This is a genomic window from Streptomyces sp. NPDC002888, assembly GCF_042888465.1.
Taxonomy (GTDB): domain Bacteria; phylum Actinomycetota; class Actinomycetes; order Streptomycetales; family Streptomycetaceae; genus Streptomyces.
In genome coordinates this window covers 46,980-71,452 of sequence record NZ_JBIAPU010000008.1, presented here as the reverse complement: position 1 = coordinate 71,452, position 24,473 = coordinate 46,980, and the positions used below count along the sequence as shown (strand labels likewise).

At 72.5% G+C, this 24,473-nt stretch carries 18 protein-coding genes; 7 read left to right on the top strand and 11 right to left on the bottom strand.

The genetic code is table 11. From position 1 onward, the window contains the following. Nucleotides 1-17: 17 nt before the first annotated feature. The 3 genes from ACFYWX_RS15200 to ACFYWX_RS15190 are packed head-to-tail and all read left to right on the top strand — an operon-like array spanning nucleotide 18 to nucleotide 3,285. The gene (locus ACFYWX_RS15200; protein ID WP_389424463.1) at nucleotides 18-1,391 is read left to right on the top strand and encodes an extracellular solute-binding protein; all 1,374 of its coding nucleotides are present in this window, start codon (nucleotides 18-20) and stop codon (nucleotides 1,389-1,391) included. A 2-nt stretch (nucleotides 1,392-1,393) separates the two neighbouring features. Then, nucleotides 1,394-2,410: a carbohydrate ABC transporter permease gene (locus tag ACFYWX_RS15195; RefSeq protein ID WP_389424462.1), complete on the top strand. Its 1,017-nt coding sequence runs from the start codon at nucleotides 1,394-1,396 to the stop codon at nucleotides 2,408-2,410. Beyond that, nucleotides 2,407-3,285, top strand: a complete 879-nt coding sequence (locus ACFYWX_RS15190) for a carbohydrate ABC transporter permease (RefSeq protein WP_389424461.1) — start codon at nucleotides 2,407-2,409, stop codon at nucleotides 3,283-3,285. The genes ACFYWX_RS15195 and ACFYWX_RS15190 overlap by 4 nt, the downstream gene beginning before the upstream one ends. Here ACFYWX_RS15190 and ACFYWX_RS15185 read toward each other — a convergent pair. Both ACFYWX_RS15185 and ACFYWX_RS15180 read right to left on the bottom strand, forming a co-directional pair. After that, nucleotides 3,249-5,432 carry a glycoside hydrolase family 3 N-terminal domain-containing protein gene (locus ACFYWX_RS15185; RefSeq protein ID WP_389424670.1) on the bottom strand — a complete coding sequence of 728 codons (2,184 nt, stop codon included), beginning with the start codon at nucleotides 5,430-5,432 and terminating at the stop codon, nucleotides 3,249-3,251. The genes ACFYWX_RS15190 and ACFYWX_RS15185 overlap by 37 nt on opposite strands. Nucleotides 5,433-5,700: 268 nt before the next feature. Next, the gene (locus ACFYWX_RS15180) at nucleotides 5,701-6,867 is read right to left on the bottom strand and encodes an N-acetylglucosamine kinase (protein ID WP_389424460.1); all 1,167 of its coding nucleotides are present in this window, start codon (nucleotides 6,865-6,867) and stop codon (nucleotides 5,701-5,703) included. 22 nt (nucleotides 6,868-6,889) lie between these two features. Between ACFYWX_RS15180 and ACFYWX_RS15175 the strand changes: the two genes are divergently transcribed. Continuing rightward, on the top strand, nucleotides 6,890-8,176 hold the full coding sequence (locus ACFYWX_RS15175; protein WP_389424669.1) for a glycosyl hydrolase: 1,287 nt from the start codon (nucleotides 6,890-6,892) through the stop codon (nucleotides 8,174-8,176). A 3-nt stretch (nucleotides 8,177-8,179) separates the two neighbouring features. On the opposite strand, the gene ACFYWX_RS15170 is transcribed toward ACFYWX_RS15175, so the two are convergent. The 9 genes from ACFYWX_RS15170 to ACFYWX_RS15130 form a co-directional block, all read right to left on the bottom strand. Next, nucleotides 8,180-9,763, bottom strand: coding sequence for a glycoside hydrolase family 3 N-terminal domain-containing protein (locus ACFYWX_RS15170; RefSeq protein WP_389424668.1), 1,584 nt, complete (start codon nucleotides 9,761-9,763; stop codon nucleotides 8,180-8,182). Between the two features lie 67 nt (nucleotides 9,764-9,830). Further along, nucleotides 9,831-14,012 (bottom strand): SAV_2336 N-terminal domain-related protein, encoded by a 4,182-nt coding sequence (locus tag ACFYWX_RS15165; RefSeq protein WP_389424459.1) that lies wholly within the window; start codon nucleotides 14,010-14,012, stop codon nucleotides 9,831-9,833. 40 nt (nucleotides 14,013-14,052) lie between these two features. Further along, nucleotides 14,053-15,156: an AAA family ATPase gene (locus ACFYWX_RS15160; RefSeq protein WP_389424458.1), complete on the bottom strand. Its 1,104-nt coding sequence runs from the start codon at nucleotides 15,154-15,156 to the stop codon at nucleotides 14,053-14,055. Nucleotides 15,157-15,176: 20 nt separating this feature from the next. After that, nucleotides 15,177-17,222, bottom strand: coding sequence for a hypothetical protein (locus ACFYWX_RS15155; RefSeq protein ID WP_389424457.1), 2,046 nt, complete (start codon nucleotides 17,220-17,222; stop codon nucleotides 15,177-15,179). Continuing rightward, a complete protein-coding gene (locus ACFYWX_RS15150) occupies nucleotides 17,219-18,448 on the bottom strand; it encodes a hypothetical protein (RefSeq protein WP_389424456.1) in 1,230 nt (409 codons plus the stop codon). Before ACFYWX_RS15150 ends, ACFYWX_RS15155 begins: the two co-directional genes overlap by 4 nt. Before the next feature lie 84 nt (nucleotides 18,449-18,532). Continuing rightward, nucleotides 18,533-18,940, bottom strand: a complete 408-nt coding sequence (gene msrB, locus ACFYWX_RS15145; RefSeq protein ID WP_389424455.1) for a peptide-methionine (R)-S-oxide reductase MsrB — start codon at nucleotides 18,938-18,940, stop codon at nucleotides 18,533-18,535. A 22-nt stretch (nucleotides 18,941-18,962) separates the two neighbouring features. Continuing rightward, a complete protein-coding gene (murC, locus tag ACFYWX_RS15140) occupies nucleotides 18,963-20,354 on the bottom strand; it encodes a UDP-N-acetylmuramate--L-alanine ligase (protein WP_389424454.1) in 1,392 nt (463 codons plus the stop codon). Nucleotides 20,355-20,431: 77 nt separating this feature from the next. Continuing rightward, nucleotides 20,432-20,887: an indole-3-glycerol phosphate synthase gene (locus ACFYWX_RS15135; protein ID WP_389424453.1), complete on the bottom strand. Its 456-nt coding sequence runs from the start codon at nucleotides 20,885-20,887 to the stop codon at nucleotides 20,432-20,434. Between the two features lie 128 nt (nucleotides 20,888-21,015). Continuing rightward, nucleotides 21,016-21,828 carry a pyrimidine reductase family protein gene (locus ACFYWX_RS15130; protein ID WP_389424667.1) on the bottom strand — a complete coding sequence of 271 codons (813 nt, stop codon included), beginning with the start codon at nucleotides 21,826-21,828 and terminating at the stop codon, nucleotides 21,016-21,018. Between the two features lie 261 nt (nucleotides 21,829-22,089). Here ACFYWX_RS15130 and zapE point away from each other — a divergent pair, with 261 nt between their 5' ends. The 3 genes from zapE to ACFYWX_RS15115 all read left to right on the top strand — a co-directional run bounded on the left by zapE (nucleotide 22,090) and on the right by ACFYWX_RS15115 (nucleotide 24,472). Next, nucleotides 22,090-23,205, top strand: a complete 1,116-nt coding sequence (gene zapE / locus ACFYWX_RS15125) for a cell division protein ZapE (protein WP_389424452.1) — start codon at nucleotides 22,090-22,092, stop codon at nucleotides 23,203-23,205. A 207-nt stretch (nucleotides 23,206-23,412) separates the two neighbouring features. Then, nucleotides 23,413-23,814, top strand: coding sequence for a hypothetical protein (locus ACFYWX_RS15120; RefSeq protein WP_389424451.1), 402 nt, complete (start codon nucleotides 23,413-23,415; stop codon nucleotides 23,812-23,814). A gap of 76 nt (nucleotides 23,815-23,890) precedes the next feature. After that, complete coding sequence (locus ACFYWX_RS15115; RefSeq protein ID WP_389424450.1) at nucleotides 23,891-24,472, top strand: carbonic anhydrase; 582 nt, start codon at nucleotides 23,891-23,893, stop codon at nucleotides 24,470-24,472. The last annotated feature ends 1 nt before the right edge of the window (nucleotide 24,473 follow it).

Here is a 24,473-nt window from a genome sequence, read left to right as displayed (position 1 = left end):
AGCAGGAGGCAGCAGCTATGCGTGCGAGAAGACTCACCGGATCCCTCACCTGTCTCGTCGCCCTGACGTTGACGGCCGCCGGCTGCGGCCTGTCGGGTGGCGGATCCGGCGACGGCTCCGCCACCGCCGGCGGGTGCAAGGTGGCCAAGGACAACGTCGGGTCCGGGAAGCTCACCGGCGAGGTGAAGGGCAAGATCACCTTCCAGACGACCAACCTGAAGAAGGACTTCAGCGGCTACTTCAACGGCGTCATCAAGGCGTTCGAGAAGGCGCACCCCGGCACGAGCGTCAAGTGGATCGACGACCCGGGCGACGCCACCTTCACCCAGCGGCTGGTCGCCGACGCCCAGGCCTGCACCCTGCCCGACGTGGTGAACATCAACGTCAACACCGCGATCGCGCTCACCAAGAACGGCTACCTGCTGAACCTGGACAAGAAGGCCCCCGGCGCGGGCAAGCCGTTCACCACCTCGATGTGGCAGTCGAGCACCTACGCGGACTCCTCCGGCACCGACGTGCACAGCGTCCTGCCCTGGTACTCCGGCGGCATCGTGCAGACCTTCAACGACGACCTGCTGAAGAAGGCGGGCCTCGATCCGGCCAAACCTCCGACGACCATCCTCGGCCTCTTCGACGACGCCGAGAAGATCGCCAAGGTCTCCGACGGCAAGTACTACGCCTTCCTCGCCAACCCCAGTCTGCGCATCCCCGCCGACTGGCAGCAGATGGGCATCAAGGTGCTCACCGCCGACGGCAAGAAGTTCACCTTCGCCGACGACCCGAAGACCGCACAGTGGGTCGAGGGCATGACCAGGCTCTACAAGGCCGGCGCCATGCCGCGCGACTCGCTCTCCTCCAACCAGGACCCGTCCACGGTCTACGGCCAGGGCAAGCTGGTCTACGGCTCCACCAACCCGAACTTCCTGCGCTTCATCCAGCAGAACAACCCGAGCGTCTACAAGAAGACCGGCGTCGCCCGCTACATGCTGGACGCCCTCGGCCACACCGTCGGCGCCCCGCAGTACATCGGCACCGCGTCCACCAGCAAGAACGCCTCGACCGCGCTGGCCTTCGCGCAGTTCCTGACGAACGCCCAGAACCAGCTGGAGTGGGCGAAGGACCCCAACGTCGTCATCTTCCCGTCGACCACCGCCTCCCTGAACGACCCGTTCTTCCAGTCGGTCCAGGGCGACGATCCCTTCGCCGAGGCCCGCAAGATCGTGGCGAGCGACCGCAAGACCGCGACGGCCGACGAAATCGCCCTGACACCCGGTGAGCTGAACGCCGTCTCGGCGCAGGTGCAGCTCGCCATGCAGGGCAAGAAGAGCGCCCAGGACGCCCTCGACGAGGCCCAGTCGAAGGCCAACGCGCTGATCGCGCAGGGAAGCTGACGATGACGACACTGTCCTCGGCGCCCGTGCCGGCGGCATCGGACACGGGCGCCCCGGCCACCGCCGGGCGCCCCGCCCGGTGGCGCGGGCGGCTCCGGTCGGTGCTGCCCGGTCCCAGCGCCGACGCGGGCGGCGCCGCGCTCTACCGCCGCTGGTGGCTGCCCTGGCTGTGGATGTCACCGGCGATCGTCGGCGTGACGGTCTTCGGGGTGTACCCGTTCCTCAACACGCTCCTGCTGTCCTTCACCGACGCCAAGCCGCTCGGCGGCGCCGCGTCCTTCGTGGGCCTGGACAACTACACCCGGATGTTCGGCGACTCCGACTTCTGGCTGGCCACCCGCAACAGCCTGCTGTACGCGCTGATCGTCGTGCCGCTGATGGTGCTGCTGCCGCTGCTGCTGGCCGTCCTGGTCGAGAAGAACCTGCCCGGCATCGGCTTCTTCCGCTCCGCGTTCTACACGCCCGTCCTCGCCTCCAGCGTGGTCGTCGGCCTGAGCTGGCAGTGGCTGCTGGCCGACCAGGGCCTGGTCAACACCTGGCTGGAGAAGGCCCACCTGATCCGGTCCGCCATCCCCTTCCTCTCCGACTCGTGGCTGATCCTGCTGTCGGCGATGGGCCTGACGCTGTGGAAGGGCCTCGGCTGGTACATGATCTTCTACCTTGCCGCGCTGGGGAACGTCCCCAAGGAGCTGCACGAGGCCGCAGCCGTGGACGGCGCGGGCGCGGTGCGCCGCTTCTGGCACGTCACCGTGCCCGGTGTGCGGACCTCGATGATGCTGGTCGGCACCCTCACCGGCATCGGCTCGCTGCGCGTCTTCACCGAGATCTACATGCTCGGCGGCTCCACCGGCGGGCCCGGCGGCGCGGACCGCACGCTGCCGTTCTACATCCGGGACGTCGGCCTGGACCCGCTCACCGGAAACGTGGGCTATGGATCCGCGGTCAGCGTCGCCCTCTTCGCCCTCACCCTGGGCCTCACGCTGTTCGCACAGCGCCTGACGAAGGAGGACGAGGGATGACCACGGCCGTGCAGAAGCGCCGTCGCCTGATGCCGCGCTGGCGGGACTACGGCCGCCCCCGCGAACTCGTCGTGCGCTACCTGCTGTTGCTGTTCGTCCTGGGCATCACCGTCGGCCCGCTGCTGTGGCAGGTGCTGTCGTCGCTGAAGGGCGCCGGCGAGGACGTGTTCGGTTCGGGTGCCTCGCTCTTCCCGCACCATCCGTCGCTGCGGGCCTACCGGCAGGTCTTCGACCAGGTCCCGGTGTGGACGTACATCCGCAACAGCCTGGTGGTGGCGCTCCTGTCGATCGGCAGCCAGCTCGTCTTCTCCACGCTGGCCGGCTACATGCTCTCCAAGCCCGGCTGGAAGGGCCGCAAGCTGGTGTGGGTGCTGTTGATGGCGTCCATGATGTTCCCCTTCGAGTCCATCATGGTCTCCCTGTTCCTCAGCATCCGGGACCTGGGCCTGGTCGACAACCTGGCCGGCGTGTGGCTGCCCGGCTTCGTCGCCGCGATCAACGTCCTCATCATGCGGGCCGCGTTCCTCGCCGTCCCGCGCGAGATCGAGGACGCGGCGATGCTCGACGGGGCGGGCGAGTGGAAGCGGTTCCGGTATCTGTACCTGCCGTCCGCGTACGGCGCGCTCCTCGTCGTCACCATCAACACCTTCATCAGTGCCTGGGACGACTTCCTGTGGCCGCTGATCGTGCTGCGCACGGAGGACCACTTCACGCTGACGCTCGGGCTGGCACGGCTTCAGTCGTCGTCGTTCGGCTACGACCAGCGGCTGGTGATGGCGGGTTCGGTGATCTCGGTGATCCCGGTGCTGGTGCTGTTCGTGATCACGCAGCGGTGGTTCTACAGAGGAGTGTCGTCGGGCGCCGTGAAGCTCTGAGTCGGTACGGCGGTGAGCGCCGCCCGCGCCGACTCGGCGACGCGGATCTCCACCGTGGTCTGCGAACCGGAGCCGAGCTGGGGGAAGGCAAGCGTGCGGGTCTCGCCCGGCGCGAGGTCGACGGCCTGGAAGCCGCGGAGTTCGAGGGTGCGGGGCCAGACGGGGGTCCGCAGGCGGCGGATGTAGAGCTGCGCGACACTGCGGCCGTACCGCTGGCCGGTGTTGGTGACGTCGACGCGGACGGTTCGCCCGTCCACCTGCGGCGGGCCGTACGCGAAGCTCGTGTACGACAGCCCGTGACCGAAGGAGTACAACGGCTCGGCGCTGTCGTCGACGTAGCCGCCGTACTCGGTGTCCTTGTGGTTGTAGTACACGGGGAGTTGGCTCGCCGAGCGCGGGACGGAGACCGGCAGACGGCCGACCGGTTCCGCGCGCCCGAGCAGCACCTCGGCGACCGCCTCGCCGCCCCAGGGCCCCGGATACCAGGCGGTGAGCAGCGCGGCCGCGTGGTCCGCCGCCTCGGGGACGGCGTGCGGGCGGCCCTGGACGAGGACGACCACGGTGGGCGTGCCGGTCGCGGTGACCGCGTCGAGGAGCGCGTGCTGGGCGGGGCCGAGGCGCAGTCCGGCGAGGTCGACGCCCTCGCCGCAGGTCATCTCGGAGACGGCCGTGCGCGCGGCCCCGTTGGCGTCGAACTCCGTGTCGGGCGTACGGGCGCTGCTGCCGCCCAGGACCAGGACGGCCAGGTCGGAGGCGGTGGCCGTGGCGACCGCCTCGGGGATGCCCGTGCGGTCGTCGCCGGTGAGGGCGCAGCCGCGGGCGTGCCGGACGGCGGTGCCGGGCGGGGCGAGCCGGCGCAGCGCGTCCAGCACGCTGCTGCCGGTGCCGGGGCGTTGGGGGGCGGTGTAGTCGCCGAGCTGGTGGGCGGTGGTGTCGGCGTGCGGGCCGAGGACGGCGAGCCGGGACACGTCGGGGCTGACCGGGAGCACGCCGCTGTCGTTGTGGAGAAGCGTGACCGCGGCCCGGGCGAGCGCCGTGCTCACCTCGCGCCCGCGCTCGGCCGACGGTGCGGGCCCGTGATGGCCGTACGGCCGCTCGAACAACCCGAGTCGGAACTTGAGCCGCAGCACGCGGGCCACGGCGGCGTCGACGGCCTCCTCGCCGACCAGTCCCCGCTCGACCGCCTCTTCCAGGTGCGTGAAGCCCTCGTCCCACAGGCTCAGGTCGACACCGGCGTCGAGGGCGAGAGCCCCTGCGGAGACCTTGTCCCCGGTGATGCGGGCCAGCCGGTCCACGGCAAGGCCGTCCGCCATGACCAGCCCGTCGAATCCCCAGCGCCGGCGCAGGAGCCCGTCGAGCAGGGCGCGGTTGCCGCAACAGGGCGTGCCGTCGACCTCGTTGTACGCGGCCATCACGGCGGCGGCCCCGGCGCGGACGCCGGCCCGGGCGGCGGGGAGGTGGATCTCGTGCAGCTCGCGCCGGCCGAGTTCGGACTCGGCGGAGTTGCGGCCGCCGACGGTGGCGCCCTGACCGGCGAAGTGCTTGAGGACGACGGGGGCCTTGTCGGCGGCGAAGTGCGCGTCGGGCTCCCCGAGCTCCCCCTGCATGCCGCGCACCAGCGCCTCGGTGAGCCGGGCGGCCAGGTACGGGTCCTCGCCGAAGCACTCCTCCGTGCGGCCCCAGCGCGGGTCGCGCGCGATGTCCAGGGCGGACACGAGTGCCATGTGCCCGCCGCGGGCCCGCAGTTCGGCGGCGGAGTGGGCGGCGGCACGCGCGTACAGCTCCGGGTCCCAGGTGGCGCCGACGGCGAGGTTCACCGGCAGGACGGTGCCGTCCAGGGCCATGTGGCCGTGCGGGACCTCTTCGACGAACAGCGCGGGAATGCCGAGGCGGCTGCGCTCGACGACGTGGCGCTGCACGAGGTCGAGTAGCTCCGCGCTGTCCCGCGCCCCCGGTCCACTGCCGTGGTCGACCCCGGACCAGGCGTCGGCACGCATCAGCCCGTACAGGGCCCCGAGCCCCTCGAAACGGTCCGTCTCGGCGTGCAGCGCCTCCGTGAGCTCGAAGCCGCCGTCGGGGGTGCGCCGGTAGGCGTCCCAGCCGTACATCCGCTGGTTGAGCTGACCGGCCTTCTCCCGCAGGGTCATCCGGGAGAGGAGGTCGGCGACTCGGGCGGGGAGGGGGGCGGTGGGGTCGCGGTACGGGGGGAGGATCGGGTCTGCGGTGCGGGACTCGGCGGCGAGCGAGGGTGCCGCCACGGGTCGGGCCCCGGTCGGGGGCACGGGGCGCGGGGCTTCACTCGTGTCGGCTGTCGGACCCGGGCCCTCAGCCGTGTCGGCCGTCGAAGGTGAGCTCTCGGCCGGGTCGGCCGTGTGGTGCGGGGTCGGCATGCCGTCGGTCCTTTCCCTGCGGGCGTCAGTCCTCGTGGGCGAGGGCGAGGCGGGCCAGGGCCGCCGCTCCCGGGCAGCCGTCGGTGACGCGGTCGATCGTGAGGCCGAGGAGGCGGAGGCGGTCGGTGAGGGGGGCGAGGAGGGGGCCGTCGGGGCCGAGCAGGCCGCCCGTGACGACGAGCCGCTCACCCGGGCGCGGTGCCAGCGCCTCGACGGTGTCGGCGAGATGGTCGGCCGCCTCCTGGAGGATCGCCTCGGCGACGGGGTCCTTGTCCTGGGCGGCCAGCGTCACCAGCGGGGCGAGGCGGGCGAGCCGGACCGGCGGCCGGTCCATCACTGCGGGCAGCACATGCATGCGGTAGGCCACACGTTGCGCCCGGGTCCAGCGCGGGCCGCCTTCACGGCCGTACGGCAGTCCGTCCCCGGTGAGGGCCTCCCCCGTCACCGCCTCACCCGCCAGTGCGTCACCCAGCGAGACCTCCCCCGGCAGTACACCGCTCGCCGGCCAGTCCCCCGCCCCGCCGCCTCCACGGCCCCCTCCCAGGAGCTCCCCGCCCGGCAGCACATCCCCCGGCACCCCCAGTTCCCGCCCCACCAGACCGGCCAGCACCGTGGGCCGTCCGCGTCCGTCCGCCATGCGGAGGGCTGCCCTGGCCGCCTCCCTGCCGATCCAGAAGCCGCTGCCGTCGTCGCCGAGGAGCCACCCGTCGCCGCCCGCGGTCGCACCGCACACGCGGCCCTCGATCCGGGCCGCGACCGCGCCGGTCCCGCCCACGAGCGCGATCCCGTCGGCGGGATGCCCGGGCGCTGAGGCGAACGCGGCCTCGATGTCGCTGTGGATCTCGATCGAGGTCGGGGCGATGCCCAGCCGCTCCAGCGCCGCGGAGAGGGCCGCCTCCGCCCTGACCCGGCCGGGCTCGTCCGCCGTGCGCGCGGCCCCCGCGAAGCCGCCCGCCACCGCGACCACACGCCTCCGCAGCCGCTCCGGCACCGCCCGGCCCACCGCCTCGACCAGGTGCGCGGTGAGCTGCGGCACCGGGACGCTCAGCGCGTTCCCCGGCCCTCCGCTGCCCTCACCCTGCGGCCCGCCGCCTTCCACGGCGGCCAGGACGGCGCGCGTCCGGGTGCCACCGGCGTCGACACCCACGACGTAGGCACCGGCGGCGAAATCCTGGTTCAAATAATTATTCATTGGCGCCCATGGTGGTTGATACATTCGGCGGAGACAAGCCCGACCGGAGGAGGACCCCATCGCCACTCCCCACGCGTCCACCGCGCCCGCACCGCCGCTCCGGTTCGGCGTCAATTACACGCCTCGACGGGGCTGGTTCCACGCCTGGCACGATTTCGATTCGGGTCACGCTCGTGAAGATCTGGCGCAGATCGCCGGACTCGGCCTCGACCATGTCCGAGTCTTCCACCTGTGGCCGCTCCTCCAGCCGAACCGTACGCTCATCCGCTCCACCGCCGTCGACCAGCTGACACAACTCGTCGACCTGGCGGGTGAGTTCGGACTCGACGTCCTCGTGGACGGCGTGCAGGGCCACCTCTCGAGCTTCGACTTCTACCCGGAGTGGACCCGCACCTGGCACCACCGCAACGTGTTCAGCGACCCCGACGCGATCGAGGCCCAGGCCACGCTCCTGCGCACGCTCGGCCGCGCCCTCGCCGGCCGCCCGAACGTCCTCGGGCTGCAGCTCGGCAACGAGCTGAACAACCTGGTCGAGCACAACCCGGTCACCCCGGACGAGGTCGACCACTACCTCGACACGCTGCTGGCCGCCGCGCGGGACGGCCTGGGCGAGGGCGGCGGACTGGTCACGCACTCCGCGTACGACGCCGCCTGGTACGGCGACGACCACCCCTTCACCCCCGAGGCCTCCGCCCGCAAGGGCGACCTGACCACCGTCCACCCCTGGGTCTTCTCCGGCGACTGCGCCCGCCGCTACGGCCCCCGCTCCCCGCAGGTGCGGCACCTCGCCGAGTACGGAGTGGAGCTCGCCAAGGCCTACGCCACCGACCCGGCCCGCCCGGTCTGGGTCCAGGAGACCGGCGCGCCCGAACCGCACATCCCGGCGCCCGACGCCCCCGGCTTCGCCCGCGCGACCCTGCGCAACGCGGCCGGCTGCACGGGCCTGTGGGGCGTGACCTGGTGGTGCTCCCACGACGTGGACCGCGCCCTGGCCGACTACCCGGAACTCGAGTACACCCTCGGCCTCTTCGACTCCGCGGGCCGCCCCAAGCCGATGGCGCACGCCCTGGCCGAAACGATCACCGCCCTACGCACCGAGCCCGTCCCGCCCCCGCCGCGCGACACGGCCCTGGTCCTGGACTGCACCCCGTCCACCCGCTCCGCGTCCGGCCCGGGCGGCGCCTTCTTCGAGGCGTGGATGCGGCTGCGCACCGAGGGCGCCCGCCCGGCGGTGGTCCTGGCCGAGCGCGCGGACGACCCGGACCACCTCACGGCACGCGGAATCAAGGAACTGCTGCCCACGGAGTGACGCTCACACCCCTGCCAGCACCTCCGCCGCCGCCCGCAGGTTCACCCGCCCCCGCCCGTACGAGCAGACCACCCCCGCGCCGTCCGCCGCCTCCGGCAACCCGGTCGACACCCGCACCGCGTCCGGTCGTGCCGCCAGCAGGGCGTCGCGCAGGCCGGCCTGCCAGGGGTGCAGCTCCGCATCGCACACGGCGACCACCAACGGACGCCCCTCGGCCGCTCGCAGGGCCGCGGCCAGGACGGACTCGGCGTTCTCGGGTTCCCCGGCGACGGCCGTCCCCGTGGCCGCGGGGTCGAGGGCGCGCAGTTCGGTCAGCAGGTCCTCGCCGCCCCAGTTGAGGGCGGGGTGCGGCAGCGGGAAGAGGTCGACGACGTGGGCGCCGGGCACGGGCGCCGGGAGCGGCTCCCGACTGCGCACGGCCCGCCGCGCGGCCGTCAGCCCGGCCGTCACGTCCCACGAGACCGCGGCGCCCGGTCCCCCGCCCACCGCGCCCACACCCAGCACCCCGGCCCCGGCGCCCGCGCCCACCGGCCCGCACTCCACTACACCCGCCCCCGCCCGGACCGCGTACCGCTCCGCCAGCCGCCGCACCCGACCCGCGGCCTCCTCGACCCGCTCCGCCGCCAGTTCCCCGGCGCACAGCGCGTCGAGCAGCGCGTCCCGGCAGGCGAGCGTGGTGGCCAGGTCGGGTACGGCGACGATGACCTGGTCCGCCCCGGCGCCGAGGGCGAGCCGGGCGCCCGCCGCCTCGCCGTAACGGTCGGCGATGGCCTTCATCTCCAGGGCGTCGCTGACCAGGACCCCGTCGAAGCCGAGCTCGTCGCGCAGCAGGCCGCCCAGGACACCGGGACTCAGCGTGGCGGGACGGTCGGGGTCGAGCGCGGGGAAGACCACGTGCGCGCTCATCAGCATCGGCACGCCCGCGTCGATCGCGGCCCGGAAGGGCGCGAGGTCGAGCTCGTCGTACGGCCGCGGATCGACCGCCGTCTCGTGGTGGCTGTCGGTGACCGTGCCGCCGTGGCCGGGGAAGTGCTTGGCGCAGGAGGCGACGCCGCGTGCCTCGGTGGCGGCGATCCAGGCGCGCAGATGACGGGAGACCAGCCCGGGGTCGGCGCCGAAGGAGCGGGTGCGCACGATCGGGTTCTCCGGCCGGTGCTGGACGTCGGCGACGGGGGCGTAGGAGGCGGTGATGCCGAGTGAGGCGAGATGTCCGGCCAGCGCGTCGGCGCAGCGGGCGGTGAGGGCGGGGTCGTCGACGACACCGAGCGCCCAGGAGCCCGGCACGTCGGGCGCGCTCGCGCCCACCAGGTGCCCGATGCCGCCGCCCTCGTTGTCGATCGCGACGAGCAGGTCCGGCCGCAACGCCCGCAGCGTGTCGGTCAGTTGCCGGACCTGCTGCGCGTCCCGCACGTTCCGGGTGAACAGGATGACCCCGCCCAGTCCGCGGTCGATGAGCCGCTTCAGGGTGTCGGGGACGGTCGTGGTGCCCTCGAAGCCCGCGACGAGACAGCGGTGCGCCGCCTCGTCCAGGGCGGAGGGAAGGAAAGGACCGACGGTGTCGTGCGCGGTGTGGGTCACCCCGGACATCATCTGGCTGACTTAACCGAAAGTCAACAGAAGAATTGGATGAGTGATTCACCGTGTCAGGCAAGGTTCAGTCGGACGGGGGTCGGCCGGACGCGATGTCCCGGATCACGGCCAGGACAGGCTCCAAGGAACGGACGACCGCGTCCGCTCCCTCCGCGCGCAGCCGCTCGGACGCCCGGTCATCGCGCGCGAGCCCGAGGAACCGGGCGCCGGCCTCCCGGCTCGCCCGGTAGTCGGCGGGCGTGGCGCCGATCATGAGGGCCTGGGCCGGGGCGATACCCAGGGCGCTCACGGCCCGAAGCATGCTCGGCGGGGGGAAGGCTTCGCCGCTCGAGGAGCGGCCGTGGACGTGCCCGACCACGGAGGCCAGCGCCCGGCTGTCCAGGTAGGCCTGCACCGCCCTCGGAGAGCAGTGGGTCGCGACGGCGAGGGGCGTCCCGATCGCCGACAACGACCGGAGCAGGGGGTCCGCATAGGCGATCGGATAGGCCGTGGTCACGGCTCGCAGCTCCTGCCGCGTCAGACGCTCGTCCAGTTCCCTGACCAGATCACTGCCCGGATACCCACGGGAGATGTCGCTCAGCAGGGCATAGGGGTCGACCGCGTCACCGGCCGGGAGCAGCGCGCCCAGGCCGCGCGCGCGGAGCCGTTCGGCGAGATCGCGGGCCATGTGCTCGGGACCGCGCCCGGCGAAGAGCCGGCAGAGGGTCCCGTCGAAGCCGAACACCACGGCCTGTGCCGAGCCGATCAGCCTGCGCAGGTAGGCCGGCTCGTCAGTGTCCCCAACGGCGAGGAGGCCGGTCTCGGAGCCGCCTGCAAAGCGTCTGCCCGCGATGTCGACCGCCCCGTCGAACTCCGCTGAGCTGAAGTCGACCAGGCCTTCGAACACGGTCTGAGCGAAGGAGGCCGCCCCTCCGAAATGTGCACGCGTCCACAGTGCCGCATCGCGAAATCTGCTGTGGTCGAAGGAGGCCGTGCTGCTGAACCGGGCCTCGGCGAAGCTCGCCCGGCCTTCGAAGACCGCACGGCACACGGAGGCATCGGAGTTGCATGCGGCCGTGTCGAAGTCGGCTTGGTCGCTGAAAACAGCACGATCGAACGAGACGGTGCCCCGGAAGAGGGCCCCGGAAAAGCGGGCAGGACCCGCGAACACGGCCCGGTCGAACCGCGCCTCTTCGAAGAACTCGACACCCCGGAAGTCACAGCCGTCGCTGAAGACGGCCCGGTCGAAGATCGCGCGCCCGAGGACCGGGTGGAGGGTGAGGTCCGGATCCGCGAGCGCCCTCAGGAGCTCCGCCAACAGAGCCTGCGAGAAGGTCGTGCCGGAGAAGTCGACCGACACCGCGGAGGGCAGGGTGGCCAGGTAGCGCCGCCGCTCCTCGGCCGACACATGCTCCAGGCAGGCCTCGTATCCCGGCAGCGCCCGCCCGACGCAGCCCCCGCCGTCGGTGCCGTCCGCTCCGAAGCCGCAGCGAACCGGAACGGGGTCCGCATCCGTAAGCACCGCGAGGGCCCGTCCGAAGCGTACGCAGTCGCTGGTCCGGAACCAGCCGATGGGGGCACCGGGCCCCAGGCCTCCGATCGGGATGAACCACCTGGACCCGCTTTCCGGGTCCAGGGCCTCGATCATGCGCAAGTGCACCAGGGGGGACACGGCGAGCAGCAGCGGGCCTTCGCCCGGCCACAACACCATCCCGGCATGCCGGTCGCGGAAGCCCGGGTGCCTGAGCAACGCAGTGGCATCCCGGCCCTCCGACTCCTGCGCGACCGCCATGACGAGGGTCATCCCGGTGCCCGTCCGGTCGCCGTACTGGGCCAGCCTGTCGGACAGTTCGGTGAGGAGGCGGCCGAGACCGGGCAGGGCGAACGGAGCGTCCAGCTCCACGAGCAGATCGGGCCTGCCCGGTCCGCCCTGCCGCGTGACTGTGCCGTCGACCTCCGCACCGGCCATCAACTCGACGAGGAGATCGGCCACTTCGTGCTCACTCTGTCCGCCATCGGTGGTGGAGCCGTCCCGCCGCACGATCTCAACGGCCAGGCACAACGGTCCCGCCGACTCGCGTGCGTATGGCGTATGACCGGCCTGGGCGAGTGCTTGCTGCAGCTCCCCTTCACCGAGCAACCGGCTCGCGGACAGCGCGACGAGCCTCGTCCCCGTCCGGTCCCGCCCCACGACCAAGCCGCTGAACTCACCGTCCCTGGACAGCGGTGCCCCCGCGAGCTGCGGCCACCCCGTCGTGGGATGGGGCGCGGTGATGTCGACCTTCAGCACGTTGCCCGCCGGGTGTGCCTCTGCGCCCAGCCGGACCGGATCGCCGACCTCGGAGAAGGCGTCGATGTCCACCGGCACCGGTGCCGAGTCCCCCTGGGACGCCCAGCGGAGCCGCTCCGGAGCGCGCTGCGCCCAGGTGTCCGCGTCGAGGACGTCCTCCTGGGTGAGGAGCAGGCCGGCACCGGGCGTACGGCCCTCGCTCCAGACGACCCAGGCGTAGATGTCCCGGCCGTCGACGCTCACGACGTACCCCGGGTCGCCGCCGGCCGGGGCCTGCAGACAGGTGAGCACCAACTGCGGCGTCAGCAGGAGGCCGACTCCGCCGTCGCCGCCGGTGGAGACCAGGGGCGAGACTCTGACCAGGCGACCGGCGAGGCCGCTCGGTGGTGGGCCGCTCGGGGAGTCCGCCTCGGTCCGCCCGGATTCCTGCCCGGTCTCACGTGGCCGCCGCTCGGCGAAGGACTGCTCGTCCGCCTCGACCCGGCGCCGACCGGACGCGCCCCGGCCGACCCGCGTCGCGGTGAACTCCCCGCCAAAGCCCTGGCCTCGGTCGAGGTGGTCCCAGACGCTCTGCCGGACCAGCTCCCGCACGGCGGCCACGTCACCGCGGAGCTGGGAGCCGAGCAGCGCGTCGCGCACACCCGGCAGGAAGTCGAACGTGAAGTCGTCGGGCGGGACATCGGCACCCGTCGTACCCCACGGCTCGAACAGCCCGCCGAGGGCCACCTCGGCGAGGTGACCGTGCTCCGAGCCGGGCAGGAGACTGTGGCGTACCAGCGACATGACGGGCAGGGTCAGGGGCACCGCCGCCAGGTACGCGGCGAGTCGCTGAGCGGTGGGTGAAGCGCCTGCCCGGAACCGTTCCACGGCCACCAGCGGGTCGGGGGCGGCGCCCGTGGTCGGGGCCTCCGTGCCGATGTCGTCGGCGCGCCGCACGTCCAGGCGCAGGCAGGCGAAGCGGTGCCGGCCGGCATCGCCGGAGACGAGCCGGGCGAGCCGCGCGAGGCTCCCGGGGGACGCGGACACCACGGGCACGACCGGCGGTGTCCCGGCCGTCGGCGCGGGGCCGAGCCGGTGCCGCGCACGGGTGCGGCGCGGTGCGGCTGCGCGCTGCCAGGACCGGGTGGGCCGTGCCGGGCGGTCGGCGCGCAGCGACAGTGACACCGGCCGGACGGCGGCGCGGGACCACAGCCGTTCCGGAAGGACGTTGAGGACGGCCACCGAGTTGTGTCCGCTCCAGTGGTGCAGTACGTCGTGCAGCGCGCCCCGTCTCCAGCCGTCGGCCACGGTGTCCGTGACCACGACGATCAGCCGGTGCCCCGACGGGTCGGCGATCTCCGCGGGGTCGCGCGGCGGCGCGCCGGGGCGGTGGGCCACCCCGGGGGTCCCGGCACCGACCGTGCCGGACAGGTACCAGGTCCGTACGTCACGGAAGACGCCGCTGCTGGTCAGGGCCCGGCGCAGTTCGTCGACCAGGTCGGTCCACAGGAGCATCGAGTGGTGCGTGTCGACGACCAGGGCCAGGTCCAGCCATCTGCTCTCGGCCGGGAGCAGCACCGGGCACGGCAGCATCTGCTCGACGCTGTGCTCCACGGTCGCCTGCTCGTCCAGCCGGTCGCCCGGACCGCCGATGGCCCGCCGGCCCAGGGGCCGCAGTGAGCGCATGAGGTCCAGCGGGTCGTGCAGCGCGGCAGCGCGTGGTACGCGCAGCGGTACGCCCCCGCGCGCGCCGTCCCGACCGGCCTCGTCCCCCTTCGTCGCGGACCGCCTCGGGAAGAGCTCCGCCTCCGGCTCACGGGCGGGTGCGGCGGGCCGTCGCTGTCCGGGGGCCGGGAGCGGCTCGGAGGCGGGCGGCTCGGGGCGCGGGGTGCGGGCGGCGGCCGCCACCCGGGCGGCCAGCCACAGGACGTCCGCGACCTCGTCCACGCCTACGTCCGTGCCGTCCTCGGCGAACGCGGCGAGCAGCTCCTCGATCACGCGTCGGCTCGTTTCCGGCGGACGGGGCTCCGTCCGCCTCTCACGCCGAGGGCCCCGTCAGGTGCTGCAACACGGTGCCGAGGAACCGTTCGCGGTCCTCCGGGTTCGTCCAGGCCCGGCTGAGCCGGAGCTGGATGGCGTTGAGGAGCTGGTCCGTCGCCAGATCCCCGTCGGCCCTGCGGTCGAGGAAGTCCAGGAGCAGCTGCTGGTATTCGGTCGACTCCGCCACGTCGACGCCGAGCCGTCGGCGGACGATGCGGGCCAGCTTCTCCGCGTCCGGCGCCTGGAGGTGGAGGCGTACGCAGCGGCGCAGGAAGGCCGGGGGGAACTCCCGCTCACCGTTGCTCGTCAGCACCACGACGGGGAAGTAGCGGCACTGCACGCGGCCCCGCCGGATCGTCACGTACCGGTCCTGCGCGTCGTCGGTGGCGATGGCCACCTCGGGCTGGTCGGCGGCCAGACGCGCCAGTTCGGGGATCTCGAATCCACCGTCCTCGAACAGGGTGAGCAGGTCTCCGGGGAGGTCGATGTCGCTCTTGTCGATCTCGTCGATCAGCAGCACCCTGGGCTGGTCCTGGGGCAGCAGGGCGGTGCCGAGGGGGCCCAGCCGCAGGAACCGGGCAATCGACGAGGGCTCCTGCCCTTCGGCGTCCGGCGCTTCCCCGCCCGCCGATTCCCCGTCCGGCACGGGAGGGCCCACGGGGCCGGCCGGTGTGGTGAGCGCCCGGTCCAGGTTGGCCTCCTGGAGGCGACCGATGGCGTCGTAGAGGTAGAGGCCGTCGCGCCGGACCGTGCGGCTGGTGATGGGCCAGTGCAGCACGGGTCCGAGCCCCAGGTCCGCCGCGATGCTGTGGGCCAGGGTCGACTTGCCGACGCCCGGCTTGCCCGTGACGAGGAGCGGCCTGCGCAGATACAGGGCGGTGTTGACGACATCGCTCTCGTCCCTGCCGGGGACGTAGCCCTCGCCGCGCTTCACGGTCCGCTCCCACGCCGCGCCCTCGCAGGCCGGTGGCGTGCAGGACGGACCGGGCGTGTCGGCGAACTCGCGCCACGGCGGCGCGGGCGTGGTCCTCAGCCGCTCGCGGCGCTCCTCGGTGCAGCCGGTTCCCTGGTAGAGCCACCAGTCCTGCTCCGTCCCCGCCATCGGGGCACCCCCTGGATCCTTCATGGTCGGGACGGGTCCGCTGCCGCCGGGCCGCGCAGGGACCGGACGTCCATCGTGTGGTCGGGATCGTCCCACAGCAGCGCCAGCCGGCTGTCGGTGCCGCCTGCCGCCGGGTCCGCGACCCGGCCACGGCGCAGGTCCTGGACCTGACTGGGCAGGGTCAGCACGTTCGTCGTCGGTATGCCGTCTTCGTCGGCAGCGAGCAGTTCGGCCAGCTCCGCCGCCTCGGCACCGCCCGCCGACGGGCCGCCGTCGCGCCACCACACGGTCACCGGTACGCCGCCCTCCAGCACCGCGTCGAGCACGTCCAGCGTGCGGTTGCCCGAGGCCACCACACAGGCGGGTGCCTGTCCGACCCCCAGGTCCACGCCGAGGGCGTCGGTCATCTGATGGTCCGTCACCACGCTTACGGCGTCCGGGAACCTGCCACCCTGCGCCTGCAGCCAGTTCCACTTGCGCACCCAGGCCGCGCGCGCGTCGTCCCGTTCCTCCGGGCAGCGGACGACGACCTGGTGCAGCACACCGAGGGGGCGCGTCCGGCCGCGCCGGACCGGCACGGCCCACTGGTCGAAGGGGACGTCCAGCAGCTCGAACGGCACATCGAACTCGACGCGTTCGACACAGGCGTGCGGGTCCGGGTCCGAGGCGGCGCCGAACGCGTGCACCGCGCCTTTCAGTTGGCGGACCAGCTCCTCCCGCACCTGGTCGAGGGTGAGCGGGTGGTGCTCCGACTCCCAGATCGCCGTCGTGGTGTCCCGGCGCAGCCACATGCGGGCCAGGTAGAGGTCCTCGCCGTCGGGGGCGGGCTCCAGCCGCAGGTGCAGCACGGCGCTGCGGACCCGGGACGGAGGCGGCGGCAGGGGCGGTGCGTCCAGCCGCTGCCGGGTGCGCTCCACCCAGTCGTTCAGCCGGTCCGCCCAGTCCGGGTCGGTCGTCCGGGCGCGGTCGGCCAGGAAGCGCACGAACGGCAGGGTCAGCGGGGTGTCCGGCTGGTGTCCCTGCCTTCTGTCGAGGTCGACGGCGATGCCGGTCAGGCTCTCGCCGGGCAGCCCCATGTGGACGGGAGGCGCGCAGCCCGTGACCTCGAACGCCCAGGTATAGGCGTCGTAGGTGTGTCGGGGCAGGGACCGGTCCGCGAACAGCGTTCCGAGGCCGTCCCATGCGGGCTGGTCGAGCCGGGCTGCGGCCGGTGGACAAGGCTGCGGACCGTCGTCGAGGAACGAGTTCTCCTCCCAGTCGCGGCCCCAGATGAACTGCGGGAGTTGCCAGCCCTCGTTGTTGTCGCGCAGTTCCGCACAGCGCCGCTGGACCCGGCGGCCGATCTCCTTGAGGTCGGCTATGCAGTCGAGCATGGTCCGGTCCGCGAGTTCGCCGAGCAGGACCTCGGTGAACTGGCCCGCCGCGCGTTCCGCGTCGTTCCTCGCGGTCTCCCCCTTGCGGGAGGCGTACAGCTCGAACTGGCACCGTTCGTTCTGGAAGGCACCGCCCCCGTAGTCGACACTGCCGAGGTTCATCGCTCGCGGCACCTCGACGCGGCATGCGTCGATCAGGGCCGCCTGGAGCGAGAAGCAGCCTCTCTTCACGCGGTCGGTGTGCCACCAGTACAACGCGGAGTCCAGGTTGAGGTGCCGGATCTCCCCGTCGTAGGCGTCGGCGCACGGAAGGATCATGTTGCGCTTCCCGAGGAAGCCGTGCCCGGCCCAGTAGATCCACAGCATGTCGCCGTCGCACTTGGCGAGTTCACGGAACAGCGCGTTCCGCACGTTCTCCTCGGTCGCCGGCCGGTATCGGTCCCGCAGGGCGGCGAGCTGCGCGGTGGCCGACCAGTCCAGGCACTGCGGGTCCAGTGGAGACAGCAACAGCCGGACGTTGTCAGGCGGCACCTGTCCAGGACCGGTGAGCCACTCGGCGAACCGCAGCGCGTCACGCGCCGCGCCCCGCAGGTTCCAGCGCGAGGTGATCGCGTACTGCTCGACGCCGACGACCAGCGCGAACGTCCGCTCCGGGCTGAGGGTCGGGGGGAGGAGGCCGTTCCGGTCGGTCACCCGGTCTCCGCCACGGCTCGCGCGATCCCGTCGTAGACGCCGTCGATCTTCCAGTACGCGCTGTGGCACGGGGGGAACGGCTGCCGGCTGCTCACCTCGTGGTCAGTGACCCTGGGGTCGCGCGGGAAGACCGGTTCCGCGAGGAAGGCCAGCAGGTCCTGCCGGTCGTAGATGTTCAGCCAGCGGGGGAACCCCTCCGGCAGCGGGTCGCCCGGCTCCAGGCCGGCCAGTGCGCCCAGGTCGTGCAGGAAGGGGGCCTGGGAGCCCACGGTCACCACGAGCTGCGGACCCCGAACGGGTTCTCCGCGCGCGGCGCTCTGCGCGAGCAGGTCGACCAGCGCGACACCGCCCAGGCTGTGTCCGATCAGCACGGTCGGCCCGTCATGGGCGGTGATCGTGCGGTGCAGGTGGTCGCGCAGGGCCTGCCCTCTGGCCTGGTAGCGGAGGATGTCCCCGAGGAACGGGGTGGCTCCTTCGGTGATCGACCCCCGCCACAGGTTGAGGGCGGGCTGGGCCGTGACGCGCAGGGCGAGCCTGCCGAGCAGCGCCGCCGCCCGGCCGCCGGGCCATCGCGCGTCGCCCCCGAGCCGGGCCGTGATCAACTCGACCATCCGGTCCCGCTCGGCACCGGTGCACTCCGCGTCGGCACCGGCCCGGGCCAGGGCGTCGGCCACGACCCCTCTGGCGACCGCGACGGCCAGCTCCCGGGCGGCCGGTTCCTCAAGGGCGTTCGCAGCGGCACGGGTCGCCTCGTCCGAGGCGAGGACGGTCTCCAGCGCGGCCGGGTAGGAGCGGGCCAGGCCGGTGCCGCGCAGCAGCCCGCCGAGTTCGTCGCCCTCCTCCGGGTCCGTGGGGAACTTGGCCAGCAGCTCCATCACCTCGGAGCCCGGCGCCCGCACCCCCGGCAGGCCGAAGCCACCGTCCGTGTCGCCCTCCGTGTCGGCGAGCACCCGCACTTCGCACAGCGGGTCGGCCAGCAGCAGCGCCCACTCGGCCGCCTCCTGGTCCGGCGGAGCGACCGCCACGTCGCCCACGGCGCGGGTCCGGCGGTGCGCGGGGACCGAACGCCCTCCCGCGCCGAGGGGCACCCCGAACTCCTCCCCCCAGAAGCAGGAAGCGACCGAGGCTTCGGGAAACCGCTCCAGGAGACGGCGGCGGACCCGGCCGAGGAGCTGGTCATGCCCTTCGCGCCGCACCCCCGTGCCATGGACGAACAGAAACCGCATCGCTCGGCGCCCCCCTCGTCGTGCCGCCTGCCTGGACGATAGTGCGCGCGAAGCGGGAATGCCCCGAAAGTGCGGGAACCTGCGTCAGCCCTCGTCCGCCGTCAGCCTCAGCGAGATGCTGTTGATGCAGTACCGCTGATCCGTCGGCGTCGGATAGCCCTCGCCTTCGAACACGTGCCCGAGATGCGAGCCGCAGCGGGCGCAGCGGACCTCCGTGCGGAGCATGCCGTGGGAGCGGTCCTGGATGAGTTCGACCGCGTCGCTGTCCTTCGGGTCGAAGAAGGACGGCCAGCCGCAGTGGGACTCGAACTTGGTGTCCGAGGTGAACAGTTCGGCGCCGCAGGCCCGGCAGGCGTACACGCCCTGCGTCTTCGTGTCGGTGTACTCACCGATGAAGGCGGGTTCCGTGCCGGCCTGCCGCAGCACCGCGTACTCGGCCGGGGTCAGCTCCGCCCGCCACTCTTCGTCGGGCTTTTCGACGTCGTACGACATGAGGGCCAACCCCTTACTTCTGTTACTGCGCTGCGAGACGGTCCAGGATCCGCGGGCCGAGGTCGGTGACATCGCCCGCGCCCATGGTGAGAACGAGATCACCCGCCCGCGCCATTCCCGCGATCACCGCCGGCACCTCGGCCTTGTCGTGCACCGCCGTCACATCGGCGCCCGCCGCCCGCGCCGCCTCGATGATCAGCTCGCTGGTCACCCCGGGGATCGGGTCCTCGCGGGCCGGGTAGATGTCCAGCACGACCGACGCGTCCGCGAGGGACAGCGACTGGCCCATCTCCTTGCCCAGCTCCTGGGTACGCGAGAAGAGGTGCGGCTGGAAGACCACCAGGATGCGCGCCTCACCGGCCGCCGCCCGCATCGCCTCCAGGTCGGCCGTCATCTCGGTCGGGTGGTGGGCGTAGGAGTCGATGACCTGGACGCCCGCGGCCTCGCCCTTCAGCTGGAGGCGCCGCTTGACGCCCGTGTACGCGGCCAGCGCGGGCGCCAGTTCCTCGGCCGGGACGCCCAGCGCGGCACCGGCGGCCAGCGCGGCGACGGCGTTGTGCGCGTAGTGCCGGCCCGGGACGGAGACCGCGAAGGTGAGCTCCCGCCCGTCCAGCAGGACGGTGACCTCGCTCTTCAGGCCCTGCGCGACCACGGACAGGACCCGCACGTCGGCGTCCTCCGCCTCGCCGTACGTCACCGTCCGCACCGAGCCTGCCAGCCGCCGCGTCAGCTCCCGCGCGCCCTCGTGGTCCGCCGAGATCACCAGCGTGCCGCCGGGCACGATCCGGCCCGCGAAGGTCTCGAAGGACTCGTAGATCTCGTCCATCGAGGCGTAGTTGGCGTGGTGGTCCAGCTCGACGTTGAGGACGATCGCGACCTCGGGCGCGTATTTGTGGAAGCTGCGGTCCGACTCGTCCGCCTCGGCGACGAAGATCTCCCCGTCGCCGTGCAGCGCGTTGGAGCCGGGCGCGTCCAGGTCGCCGCCGATCGCGTACGAGGGGTTCAGGCCCAGCTCGGACAGCGACACCGCCAGCATGGACGTCGTCGTGGTCTTGCCGTGCGTACCGGCGACCGCGATCGGACGCAGCCCGTCCATCAGCCGCGCGAGGGCGTCCGACCGGTGCACCACCGGAATCCCCAGCTCCGCCGCCCGGGCCAGCTCCGGGTTGTCCGCCCGGATCGCCGACGACACGACGACACAGCCGGCGTCGTCCGCGAGGTGCTCCGCCGCGTGCCCGATGTGCACGGTGGCACCCAGCGCCCGCAGCGCCGCGACGGTCTCCGACTCCTTGGCGTCACTGCCCGCCACCTTCGCCCCGCGCTGGGCGAGGATCTTCGCGATCCCCGACATCCCGGCGCCGCCGATGCCGATGAAGTGCGGTCGGTCCATGGCGGTGGGAAGGCCGGGTGCCATGTGTGTCTCCTGGGTGGTACGGCGAACGTTCAGTCATCCCGAACCCTATGGCACACGCCGTGGCCGTACGGAACGCCTCACGCCTTGCTGTGCGAGAACAGCTTCAGAACCGGTACGCCGACCTTGTGCCGCGCCCGCGACGCCCAGTCCCGGTGGAAGAACTCCTCCACGTAGTGGGGGTCGGTCAGCACGATCACCTCGTCCGCCTCGACCTCCCCCGCCAGGGACTTCAGCGCATCCAACGGATGATCCTCGACCAGCCGCCCTTCCGCCTCACTGCCGGAGGCATGCAGCGCCTGGAGGGACACTTCCAGGGCCCTCTCACCGAACCCCTTCGCCTCCTCCCCTTCGGGCGTCTCCCGCTCCCGCTTCGCCTCGTCGAGCTCGCCGAGCGCGACGTCGTCGATGGCTCTCAGCAGCCGGTCCGCCTGGTCGCCGCGTGGCTGGAGCAGCACGTGGAAGTAGACCTGCTCCTCCCCGTGCAAGGTGGTGACGAACTCCACGTCGGCGGACGTCAGGGCCTTCTCGATCATCAAAACGCTTGTGAACACCAGCGCCCCTTCTCCTATGGGATCCCGTGGACCCTCTTCCCTCCGTGAGCCGTACCAGGCCTCCAGTGTGCCCGCCGGAATCCAGGCGGAAGGGATGATTCCGCCAGTTTTCAGGACCGACGGTAGCGGCTGAACAGGAACCCGGCCTCTTCCAGCAGGGACACCAGCTCGAAGTGTCGCGGTACCGCCACCGACGGCCCGCCCGCGATGCGTTGCGCGTCACCGGCGCTGAGCAGCGGGGCGATGGTCAGGCAGAGCTCGTCGAGCACGCCGGCCGCCACGAACTGGCCCAGCAGCCGCGGACCGCCCTCGGTGAGCAGCCGGGTGTGTCCGAGGTCGGCGAGGGCCCGTACGGCGCGGGCGGGTTCCACGCCGACGCCGTCACCGGCGATCACCACGCGGGCGCCGGCCTTCTCCGCGGTCGCGATCCGGTCCGGGGAGGCCGCGGCGCCCGTCAGGACGAGGGTGGGGGTCACCGGCGAGGTGAACAGGGGGAGGGTGAAGTCGAGCTCCAGACTGGCTGAGACCACCGCGATCGCCGGGGCCGGGGCCTGCCCCGCCGCCTCCCGCAGCTCGGCGAACTCCGCACGCACGCGTGCCGGCCGGTACCCCTCCTGGCGTACCGTTTCCGCGCCGGCGACCACCACGTCCGCGAGGCCGCGCAGGGTACCGAAGATCCGCATGTCGGCCGTGCTGGAGATGAGGTGCGAGCGGCCGTCGTGCTGGGCGGCGCCGTCGAGCGTGGACACCATGTTGGCCCGCAGCCACGGCTCCCGCCCGCCGGGCCCGGCCTCGGGATAGGCGTAGGCGGCGGCGAGCTCGTCGAGACTCCACTCCCGGTCGACGAGATCACCCCCGGGAAATCCGTCACCCGCGGGGACACCACCGTGGCCGGAATCGACCCCCGGGGCCTCCCCGGAAATACCGGCCCGGGAGGCCTTGCCGGCCTCCGAGGTCTCCCCGGAGCCTCCAGCACCGAAGACCCCACCGGCGTCCAGAGCTTCAGAAACCGCATCAGCCTCACGAACCCCAGCAGCCCCCGAGGCCCGAGCAGCCCCAGCCTCAGCCGCATCCCTCTCTCCCCTGCCGCCCCCGCCGGAGGCGGTCTTCGTCGCTGTCTGGTCGGTCACAGGGAACAGGCGTCGCATCCGTGCAGTGTGGCACGCCCTCTAGCATGGGTAAGCGTGTCCTCCTCCACCTCCGCCCAGGCGTCCTCCGGTCTCAGCCCGATTGCCGACGCGGCCCCCGTGTCCCTGTGCACCCGTGAGCCGTACGTCCCCGCCGACCGGCTGGTCGCCGAGATGGTGCCGCCCCCGCGGTTCGACTCGGTGCGCTTCAGCACGTACATCCCGGACCCGAAGCAGCCCAGCCAGACCGAGGCCGTCAAGGTCCTGGAGGGCTTCGCGGGCGGGCTCGGCGGCGCGCACGCCAGCGGTGCCGGAAGGCGCGGGTTGTTCGGCTTCGGGAAGGCCAGGACGCCCAAGGTCCCCGCCGGGCCGCGCGGCGTCTACCTGGACGGCGGCTACGGCGTCGGCAAGACCCACCTGCTGGCCTCCCTGTGGCACGCCACCCCGGCCGAGCCGGCGCTGAAGGCGTTCGGCACGTTCGTCGAGCTCACCAACCTCGTCGGCGCCCTCGGCTTCCAGCAGACGGTGCAGACCCTCTCGGGGCACCGGCTGCTGTGCATCGACGAGTTCGAGCTGGACGACCCCGGGGACACCGTCCTGGTCTCGACCCTGCTGGGCAAGCTGGTGAACGCGGGCGTCGCGCTCGCCGCCACCTCCAACACCCTGCCGGGCAAGCTCGGCGAGGGCCGGTTCGCGTCCGCCGACTTCCTGCGCGAGATCCAGGGCCTGTCCGCGCACTTCCGCGCGCTGCGCATCGACGGCGAGGACTACCGCCACCGTGGGCTGCCCGAGGCACCGGCGCCGTACTCCGACGAGGAGGTGACCAAGGCGGCGTACGCCACCGAGGGCGCCTCCCTCGACGACTTCCCGCACCTGCTGGAGCACCTCGCCCGCGTCCACCCCAGCAGATACGGCGCGCTGACGGACGGCCTGAAGGGCGTCTGCCTCACCGACGTGCGGCCGGTGCCCGACCAGTCGACGGCCCTCAGGCTCGTCGTCCTCGCGGACCGGCTCTACGACCGTGAGGTGCCCGTCCTGGCCTCGGGGCTGCCCTTCGACCAGTTGTTCAGCGAGGAGATGCTGAACGGCGGCTACCGCAAGAAGTACTTCCGGGCGATCTCCCGGCTCACCGCGCTGGCCCGGGACGCCAAGCGGCTCGTCGAGCCCGCCTGATCGAACGTCCGCACGAGCCAATAACTGAAGACTCCCTCCGGGTCAAGGGTAAGATCACGCCAGAAAACCTGTGCTTTTCACGCTCTCTTGAACTCGAAACACCGAGTTAACCCTGCAAACAACTTCGCAGGGTTAACGTGCTTCTTGACCAGTCATTGACCAATCGTTGGTCTGGACTAGAGGCGTGAATGGCCGGAAGGGAGGCGCATGTTCCGAGGTACGACGGCCCGGACCCTGATTTCGATCCTCGCCGCCGCCCTGCTCGCGCTCCCCTTCTTCACCGTCACGCCCTCCTTCGCACCCGCGCACACGCCCCGTCAGGTCGAGGCCAAAGCTCAGCCCGGAATCAAACCCAAGGCCAAGACGCTGCGCGACGAGCGGGTGACATCCGGCAACTGCGCCCACTCGGGCGGCACGACGAGCCCGGCCCGCACCCGCGACCGTTTCCGGGCCACGGCCGACTCGGCGGCCCAGGCGCCCGAGCGCCCCCTGCGGGCACAGGACCCCGCGCCCGACCGCCGACAGGCGGTGCCCGGCGTCCTGCTCCACAGATCGTCGAGATCCTCGACAGCCCACACTCCGGCAGCGCTCCAGGTCTTCCGCTGCTGACAGCAGAGCAGTTCCCCCCACCCTGTCCTGCACATCCGACGCGCCCCCACGGCGCGCCAGGAGGAGTCACCACGTCATGCAGCCCCTCATCGACAACGCCCGCACGTTCGGACAGCGCCCTGAGGAGTTCGCCCAGCTCGCCCAAGGCCAGTCTCCGCAGGTGCTGTTCATCACCTGCTCCGACTCCCGGGTCGTCCCCGCCCTGATCACGGGCGCCCGTCCCGGAGAGCTCTTCGAACTGCGCACCGCCGGCAACATCGTTCCCCCCTACGGCTCCGACCGCCCCAGCGGCGAGGCAGCCACCATCGAGTACGCCGTGGAGGTCCTCGGCGTCCAGGACATCGTCGTCTGCGGTCACTCGCACTGCGGTGCCGTCGGCGCTCTCGTGCGCGGCGACGACCTCGACGCCGTGCCCGCCGTCCGTGACTGGCTCGCGCACGCCGCCGACGAGCCGGGAGCGGTGGACGCGGCCGACCCGACCGTCGCCGCGGCCGTGCAGAACCACGTGCTCGCCCAGCTGCTGCGACTGCGTTCCTACCCGTGCGTGGAGAAGCGGCTGGCGAACGACCAGTTGCGGGTACGCGGCTGGTACTACGAGGTGCACACCGGAGCGGTCCGCGAACACAGCGCGGACACCGACGCCTTCGAGGGTCTGTGAG